The following is an 8,313-nucleotide window of genomic DNA, read 5'->3' as shown; positions in this document are numbered from 1 at the left end:
CCCCGCGGCGGGGCCCTGCCGCGGGCNNGGGGGCGCACCCGGCGGAGGCAGGCGCCGCGGCGCGTGCGCGGTGGACCGGGGTGCGCGGACTCGCGCGGACGCGGGCACAGGAGGACGAGTGCGGAGGGGACGAGTGCGGAGGGGGACGAGTCCGCGGGCGGNCCNGGNGGGNNNNTGCCCGCCCGGTCCGGTGGCCCGGCCCGGGCGGCGGGGTGCTCCCCTTCTCTCGGCAGGCCCGCGGGGAAGGTGCCCGCGGTGGCGGGCGGGGACCGTCCGGAGTAGTCCAGCGGGTGATCCACGCGGCCGGGACGGATGGTGGGGAGGGAAGTCCGCCCCGCACCCGCCGAGGAAACGGAGACACGCGCGTGATCGAGGACACCGTCACACGACCGCCCCTGGGACCGCCGCCCGTGCGGTTCTGGCCGGCACTGGACCTGAAGGCCACCGAGTTCGACCCGGTGCTGGAGGAGTTGATGCGGGAGGGGCCGGTGACCCGGATCCGCCTGCCGCACGGGGAGGGCTGGGCGTGGCTGGTCACCCGGTACGAGGACGTGAAGGCCGTGACGAACGACCCGCGCTTCAGCCGCGCCCCCGTTCCCGGCCTGGCCGTCACCCGGCTCGCCCCGCACTTCAAGCCGAAGCCCGGCTCGCTGGCGTTCGCCGAACCGCCCGACCACAACCGGCTGCGCCGCGCGATCGCCCCCGCGTTCTCCGCGCGCGGCGTGGAGCGGCTGCGCGGGCGGGCGCGGGAGATGCTCGACGCGCTGGTGGCGGGGATGCTGCGGGACGGCCCGCCGGCGGACCTGATCGCGCGGGTGCTGGGGCCGTTCCCGACCACGGTGATCTGCGAGCTGATGGGCGTTCCGGCGGCCGACCGGGAGCGGATGAGCGGCTGGGTGGACCAGATCCTCTTCCCGGCGAACGGGGCGGCGGCGACCGGTCGCGCCAAGGACGAGATGTACGCGTGGTTCGCCCGGGAGATCGCCGCCCGCACGGCGGACCCCGGCGACGGGGAGGACATCCTGTCGCTGCTGGGCGCGGCCGTCGCGGCGGGCGACATCACCGCCGAGGAGGCGGTCGGGCTGGTGGGTCCGGTGCAGATCGGCGGGGAGGCCGTCACCAACAACTGCGGCAACATGCTGTACCTGCTGCTCACCCGGGAGCGGCTGCGGGAGCGGCTGCGGGAGGAGCCGGAGGCGCGGCCGCGTGCCCTGGACGAGTTGCTGCGGTACATCCCGCACCGCTCGTCGGTGGGGCTGGCCCGGATCGCGCTGGAGGACGTGGAGCTGCGGGGGGTGCGGATCGCGGCGGGGGACGCGGTGTACGTGTCGTACCTGGCGGCCAACCGCGACCCGGAGGTCTTCCCGGACCCGGAGCGGATCGACTTCGACCGCTCCCCCAACCCGCACGTGTCGTTCGGGCACGGGCCCCACTTCTGCACGGGCGCGCTGCTCGCCCGGATGGAGATCGAGCTGCTCGTGGAGGCGTTCCTGGGCCGGCTGCCCGCGATGCGGCTCGCGGTGCCCGCCGAGGAGGTGCCGTGGCGGCGCAGCGCGCTCATCCGCGGTCCGGAGGCGCTGCCCGTCACCTGGTGACCATGTGTCCGGCCGTTCGGTCTCCTTCGGACACCGATAGACGATATTCGGACACGTGACACGCTGACGAAGCGGACGTTGTTGACATGTGCGGGGAGCGCGGCCCGGACCGGCTTCCCGAAGCGCCCACCGCCCGGGGAGACGTTCCGCCGCCGCCGCGCCGGCGAGGGACCGGCCGCCCGGCGGCGGTCGTGGGAACACAGCGCGGGGAAGCGGGGCGGCGGACCGTCCGTTCGGCGCTGAACAGCGCGAACGGACGGCCCGCCCGTTCGTCGCGCCCACGGTCGCCGGGGGGTTCGCGGGCGGGGTGACGGCGGCCGGGCACGCCTCTCCTCGGCAGGGGCCCGGCCGTCGCGCGGCGGCGGCGCGGCCGTCCGGCGCGTTTCCGGCGGAACCGGTCTTCCGGCGCCTCTTCCCGGGTCGGCGCAGAGCGGCCGAAAGACAGCCTTGCGGGGCCGGTGAATCGGACGCGAGTATTCCCGGCGTCACAACTTGTCAGGCACATGCCGACAGCCGGGACCGCCGGCCCGTCGGCCCGGCCTGCCGGGCCCGCCCACCCAGCGGGCCTCGACAATCCCCCACCGGAGGACGCAGTGAACTTCAAGCGCTTCACTCCCCGCAACGGCCTCTCGAGAGGCGCGCGTCTGACCGCCATCGCCGCCGCCCTGGTCAGCGCCACCGCGCTCGCTGCCCCGAGCGCCGGCGCGGAGACCCCCGACACCACCCGCGCGACCGCCGCCCAGCTGGCCCAGGTCAACGAGGCCGTGCTCGAGGCCGACGTGCCGGGCACCGCCTGGTACACCGACGCCAAGTCCGGCAAGCTGGTCGTCACCGCCGACTCCACCGTCTCCGCGGCCGAGCTGGCCAAGCTGAAGAAGGCCGCGGGCGACCGCGCCGGCGCCCTGGAGATCAAGCGGACGCCGGGCAAGTTCAACAAGCTCATCGCCGGCGGCCAGGCCATCTACGGCAACGGCGGCGGCCGCTGCTCCCTCGGCTTCAACGTCCGCACCAGCAGCGGCACCCCGTACGTCGTGACGGCGGGCCACTGCACCGAGGGCACCAGCACCTGGTACACCAACTCCTCGCAGACCGCCACGCTCGGCCGCACGGCCGCCTCCAGCTTCCCGAACAACGACTACGGTGTGATCTCCCACGCCAACCCGTCGGCCGCGGACGGCCGGGTCTACCTCTACAACGGCACGTACCGCGACATCACCGGCGCGGGCAACGCCTACGTCGGCCAGACCGTCCAGCGCAGCGGCTCCACCACCGGTCTGCACAGCGGCCGCGTCACCGGCCTCAACGCGACGGTCAACTACGGCAACGGCGACGTCGTCTACGGCCTCATCCAGACCACCGTCTGCGCCGAGCCGGGCGACAGCGGCGGCGCGATGTTCGCCGGCTCCACCGCCCTCGGCCTGACCTCCGGCGGCAGCGGCGACTGCCGCTCGGGTGGCACCACGTTCTTCCAGCCCGTCACCGAGGTGCTGAACGCGTACGGCCTGACCATCATCTGATCCGGGTCCCCACCCAGGCCGGTGGTCCGCCTCGTGCGGGCCACCGGTCCGCGCGTTCCGGCGCGGTCCGCAGGACTCCCGCCCCGGCCCGCGGGCCCCGCTTCCCCGGGGCCCGCGGGCCGGAGGGGCGGTGTGCTCGCGGTCGCCGGGGGAACACACCCGGTGCTAGAAATAGTGCATGAGGGGCAAGAGCGGCCGTACGGGACAATCCGGACGCCGGGGGTGGTTTCCGGGTGTCCGCAGCTCCGCCGGGCAGGTGCTGCTCCTCCAGATCGTGATGGCCCTGCTCCTCATCGTCACCGCGGTGACGGCCCTGTCGTACCAGGCGCGGTACGACAGCGAGCACGACGCGCAGAACCGGTCGCGGGCGGCGGCGGAGTCCTTCGCGGACGCCCCCGGGACCCTCGCCGCGCTCCGGTCGGCCGATCCCGCGGGAATCCTCCAGCGGCACACGGTGGACGCCTGGCACGGCTCGGGCGTGGACTTCATCGCCGTCCTGTCCACGGACGGCGTCCGGATCGCCGACAGCGACCCGAACCTGGTCGGCACCCGCGTGCAGGGGGTGGAGGAGGCGGTCCGGGGACGGACGGTCACGGGGATCTTCGAGGGCAGCCCCCACGACGCCGCGCGGGCCGTCGTCCCCGTGATGGACGACCGGGGCACGGTCGTGGGCCTGGTGAGCGCCGGGGTGTCGGTCGAGAACGTCGGCGAGGCCGCCGCCCGGCAGCTTCCGCTGATCTTCGGCGCGGGCGCCGTCGCGCTCGCCCTGGCGACGGCCAGCGCGGCCCTGGTGAGCAGGCGGCTGCGCCGCCAGACCCGCGGCCTCGGCCCGGCCGAGATGACCCGGATGTACGAACACCACGACGCGGTGCTGCACGCCGTGCGGGAGGGGGTGCTCATCGTCGGGGGCGACGGGCGGCTCACCCTCGCCAACGACGAGGCGCGCCGCCTCCTGGACCTGCCGGACGACGCCGAGGGCCGTCTCGTCACCGACCTGGGACTGGCCGGGGACACCGCCGAGCTGCTCGTGTCGGGCCGTCCGGTCACCGACGAGGTCCACCTCGCCGGCGACCGGCTGCTGGCGGTCAACACCCGGCCCACCGATCCGCACGGCGGCCCGTCCGGCACCGTCGCCACGCTCCGCGACACCACCGAGCTGCGGGCCGTGACGGGGGTGGCGGCGGTGGCCCGGGAGCGGCTGACCCTGCTGTACGAGGCCGGGGTGCGGATCGGCACGACCCTGGACGTCGCGCGGACGGCGCAGGAGCTGTCGGAGGTCACGGTCCCCCGGTTCGCGGACTTCGTGACCGTGGAGCTGCTGGACCCGGTGCTGCGGGGGGAGGAGCCGACGGAGGTCCACACCGTGATGCGCCGGGCGGCCGTCAGCGGCGTGCGGGACGACCACCCGCTCCAGCCGGTCGGCGACCTCATCCGGTTCGACGTGCCGACGACGCCGATGGCCGCCGCGCTGGCGCGGGGGAAGGCGGTGCTGGAGGCGGACCTGACCGCGGCGCGCGGCTGGCGGGAGCAGGACCCGGCGGGTGCCGACGTGGCCCTCGCGTACGGCGTCCACTCGCTGGTGAGCGTGCCCCTCCAGGCGCGCGGGGTCGTCCTCGGCATGGCCAACTTCTGGCGTTCGGCGCCGTCCGGGCCGTTCGAGGAGGAGGACCTGGCCTTCGCGGAGGAGCTGGCGGCGCGGGCGGCGGTGGCCGTCGACAACGCGCGCCGGTACACGCGGGAGCACGCCATGGCGGTGACGCTCCAGCGGAGCCTGCTGCCGCGGGTGCTGCCCGACCAGGACGCGCTGGAGACCGCGTACCGCTACCTGCCGGCGCAGGCCGGGGTGGGCGGCGACTGGTTCGACGTGATCCCGCTGTCCGGCGCGCGGGTCGCGCTCGTCGTCGGGGACGTGGTGGGGCACGGCCTGCACGCGGCGGCGACGATGGGCCGGCTGCGGACGGCGGTGCACAACTTCTCCGCGCTGGACCTGCCGCCGGACGAGCTGCTGGGCCACCTCGACGAGCTGGTGTCCCGGATCGACGAGGAGGAGGCCGAGGACGCCGGGGCCGGGATCACCGGGGCGACCTGCCTGTACGCCATCTACGACCCGGTCACGGGCGGCTGCTGCATGGCGTCGGCGGGCCACTTCGCGCCCGCCGTGGCGCGTCCCGACGGGTCGGTGGACTTCCCCGACCTGCCCGTGTTCCCGCCGCTGGGCCTGGGGGGCGGCCCGTTCGAGACGTGCGAGGTGCGCCTCCCCCCGGACAGCCGCCTGGTGCTCTACACGGACGGGCTGATCGAGCACCGGGAGCGGGACCTCGACACGGGGCTGCGGCTGCTGCGCGAGGCGCTCGCCGGGACGCCGGGGCGGACGCCCGAGGAGACCTGCCGCGCGGTGTTCGACGCGATGCTGCCGGCGCACCGCCGCGACGACATCGCCCTGCTGGTGGCCCGTACCCGGCTGCTGCCGCCGGACCGCGTGGCGGAGTGGGACGTGCCGCCCGATCCGTCGGCGGTGGCGCCCGTGCGCGCGGCGTGCGCGCGGCAGCTGGAGCGGTGGGGGCTCGACGAGATCGGGTTCACCACGGAGCTGGTGCTCAGCGAACTGATCACCAACGCGATCCGGTACGGCTCGCCCCCGATCCGCGTGCGGATGCTGCGCGACCGGAACCTGATCTGCGAGGTGTCGGACGGCAGCAGCACCTCCCCGCACCTGCGGCGGGCGGCCACCACGGACGAGGGCGGCCGCGGGCTGTTCCTCGTCTCGCAGCTGGCGGGCCGGTGGGGCACCCGGTACACGCCCGGCGGGAAGGTGATGTGGACGGAGCAGTCCCCGGCGGGCGGGCCGGCGCCCCTGGAGGTGCCGGCGCTCTTCGACGACGCGGCGTGGTGACGCACCGCCGCCGTGCGGCGCCCGGCCGCTCCGGCCGCTCCGGGGGCTTCCCCCTCCGGGCGGAACCCCGGTGCTCCTCCGCCGGGCGGAACGGCGGCTGTGGGGGGGCGCGACGGCCGGGGCGCGGTGCGGGCCGTGCCGCCGGCACGCGGGGCCGCGCCCGGCCGGGCACCGGTGCGGAACCGGTGCCCGGGGCGGTTCAGTACGCGCCGTGGACGTTGTCGATGGAGCCGTACCGGTCGGCGGCGTAGTTGCACGCGGCGGTGATGTTGGCGACCGGGTCGAACGGGTCCATGGACGTGCCGGGCACGTGGTACGCGCGGAAGGTGGGGTCGATGACCTGGAGGAGGCCCTTGGAAGGCGTCCCGGCGGCGGCGTTCGAGTCCCAGTTGTTGATCGCGGACGGATTTCCGGAGGACTCCCGCATGATGTTGCGGTGAATTCCCTCGTACGTTCCCGGAATTCCGTTCCGGGCCATGACGTCCAGCGATTCCCTGATCCAGCCGTCGAGGTCGTCGGTGTACGCCTTCGCCGCGAGGGGGGCGACGGCGGGACGGGCCTCGGAGCGGTCGGCGCGGGCCGGCGCGGAACGCTTCGCGGCGGGCTTCCCCTTCGCCGCCGGGGCCTTCGCCCCGACGGTGAGGCGCAGGCCGGGCCGGATGAGTGACGGGTCGTCACCGACGGCCTTCCTGTTGTCCTGGTACAGCTTCTTCCAGCCGCCCCGCACGGAGTGCTCCTCGGCGATGCCGGAGAGGGTGTCGCCGGCGGTCACGGTGTACGTCACCGCCTTGGCGGCCTTGGCGGCGGCCGGTGCGGCGGCGGGCTTGTCGGCGATCGCGGCGGGCGCCGCGGCCGGTGCGGCGGAGGCCGCGGCGGCGCCGGTCAGGGGCAGGGCGAGGGCGGCCCCACCGGTGCTCGCGACGGCGATTCCACGACTGAGGCGGCTGTTCCTGGGACGGCGGTGCTTACCCCGTGCGGGCATGATGGCGTTCCTCTCCGGCGCCTGCGAGGTGAGCTGTCGGGTTCGGGCGGGAGCTGCCCGGCCGCGGTCGCCCGCGACTTCACCCCCAGCCGCTCCGGGGACCGGATCGGCGACTTACCTGGTTCCCCCGCTCCTGCCGGGCGTGGATGTGTCGGGTGCCGGATTCCGGAAGGCGGCAGGATTCGGCGTTCCCTCCGGAATGACGGCGACCGTAGACGACGCCCGGCGGGCGGAACAAGCCCCGCAATTCCGGTGGGTGATCCGTGAAAGGGCGGTCCGGCGGTGAATTCCGGTTCCCCGCAGGGACTCCGGGGAATTCGGCCTCCCCCCGCCGTGACCGACGTCACGGGCTGCGCCTTCCGCGGCGACCCCCGCCGATCCCCCGAAAGCCTCGAACAGCCCATACACCCGAAATGACTTAGAAGACGACCAAACGGGCAGCCTCCCCGTCCGGCTCCGTTCGGGTGGCCGGGAGGGCCGGGGCGGCGAGGACGCTTGCGATCCGCGCCCGGCCGCCGAAGGTGAAAGGGAGAAATCCACCACAAAGGGGCGAAAGTGCAGAGAACTCCGAAGAGACCGTCGCCGCGCCGGGTCGTGGCGGCCGCGGCGGCGCTGCTGGGCCTGACGGCGATGGCGGCGACGGTGCCCGCGCCGGCGGCGGAGGCGTCGCAGAACCTCCCCGCGCCCTCCGGCTCCGTCGTCGCCGACTGGGCCCGGCTGACGGCGGACATCGTCGACCCCGGAGGGCGCCTGACCCCGCCGGAGGAGGCGGTCTGGCACGCCTTCGTCTCGGCGGGCATGTACAACGCGGTGGTCGGGATCGAGGGCCGCTACGAGCCGTACCGCTGGAACGCGCGGGGACCCCGCACCGCGTCGTCCGCGGCCGCCGCCGCGTCCGCCGCCCACGACGTGCTCCTGCACTACTTCCCGAAGGCGAAGAACCGTTTGAAGGCCGCCTACGACGCCTCGCTCGCCGCGGTGCCCGACGGACCGGCGGAGAAGGCCGGCGTGGCGTTCGGCCGGCGCGCGGCCGCCCGCGTCGTCGCGTTGCGCGAGGACGACGGCCGCGGCGCCCCGGTCGCCCTCCCCGCCTCNNCCCGGGCGCATGGCGCCCCACCCCGCCCGGGAACCGCCCCTTCGCCTCCGTCTGGCTGGCGCGGATGCGCCCGCTGCTCATGGACCGCCCCGACCGGTTCCGCCCCGGGCCGCCGCCCGCGCTGACGTCCCTCCGCTACGCCGCCGACCTGAACGAGGTGAAGGCGTACGGCGCGAAGAACAGCACCCGTGCGCAGCCAGGCGCAGACCGACACCGCGCTGTTCTTCACC

4 protein-coding genes and 1 riboswitch are annotated in these 8,313 nt (G+C 75.2%); of the genes, 3 read left to right on the top strand and 1 reads right to left on the bottom strand.

Annotated elements, in window-relative coordinates:
• Positions 1-365 precede the first annotated feature (365 nt).
• The 3 genes from MW084_RS22960 to MW084_RS22950 all read left to right on the top strand — a co-directional run bounded on the left by MW084_RS22960 (position 366) and on the right by MW084_RS22950 (position 6,005).
• Positions 366-1,595 (top strand): cytochrome P450, encoded by a 1,230-nt coding sequence (locus MW084_RS22960; protein ID WP_010474985.1) that lies wholly within the window; start codon positions 366-368, stop codon positions 1,593-1,595.
• 593 nt (positions 1,596-2,188) lie between these two features.
• Positions 2,189-3,112 (top strand): alpha-lytic protease prodomain-containing protein, encoded by a 924-nt coding sequence (locus MW084_RS22955; RefSeq protein WP_010474987.1) that lies wholly within the window; start codon positions 2,189-2,191, stop codon positions 3,110-3,112.
• A 178-nt stretch (positions 3,113-3,290) separates the two neighbouring features.
• Positions 3,291-6,005, top strand: coding sequence for a SpoIIE family protein phosphatase (locus tag MW084_RS22950; RefSeq protein WP_029553837.1), 2,715 nt, complete (start codon positions 3,291-3,293; stop codon positions 6,003-6,005).
• A gap of 199 nt (positions 6,006-6,204) precedes the next feature.
• Here MW084_RS22950 and MW084_RS22945 read toward each other — a convergent pair whose 3' ends face one another.
• The gene (locus MW084_RS22945) at positions 6,205-6,987 is read right to left on the bottom strand and encodes a LysM peptidoglycan-binding domain-containing protein (protein WP_010474991.1); all 783 of its coding nucleotides are present in this window, start codon (positions 6,985-6,987) and stop codon (positions 6,205-6,207) included.
• 5 nt (positions 6,988-6,992) lie between these two features.
• Positions 6,993-7,151, bottom strand: a riboswitch (cyclic di-AMP (ydaO/yuaA leader).
• Between the last annotated feature and the right edge of the window lie 1,162 nt (positions 7,152-8,313).

This window comes from Streptomyces sudanensis (assembly GCF_023614315.1).
Classification (GTDB): domain Bacteria; phylum Actinomycetota; class Actinomycetes; order Streptomycetales; family Streptomycetaceae; genus Streptomyces; species Streptomyces sudanensis.
This window is presented reverse-complemented; position numbering and strand designations above follow the sequence as displayed.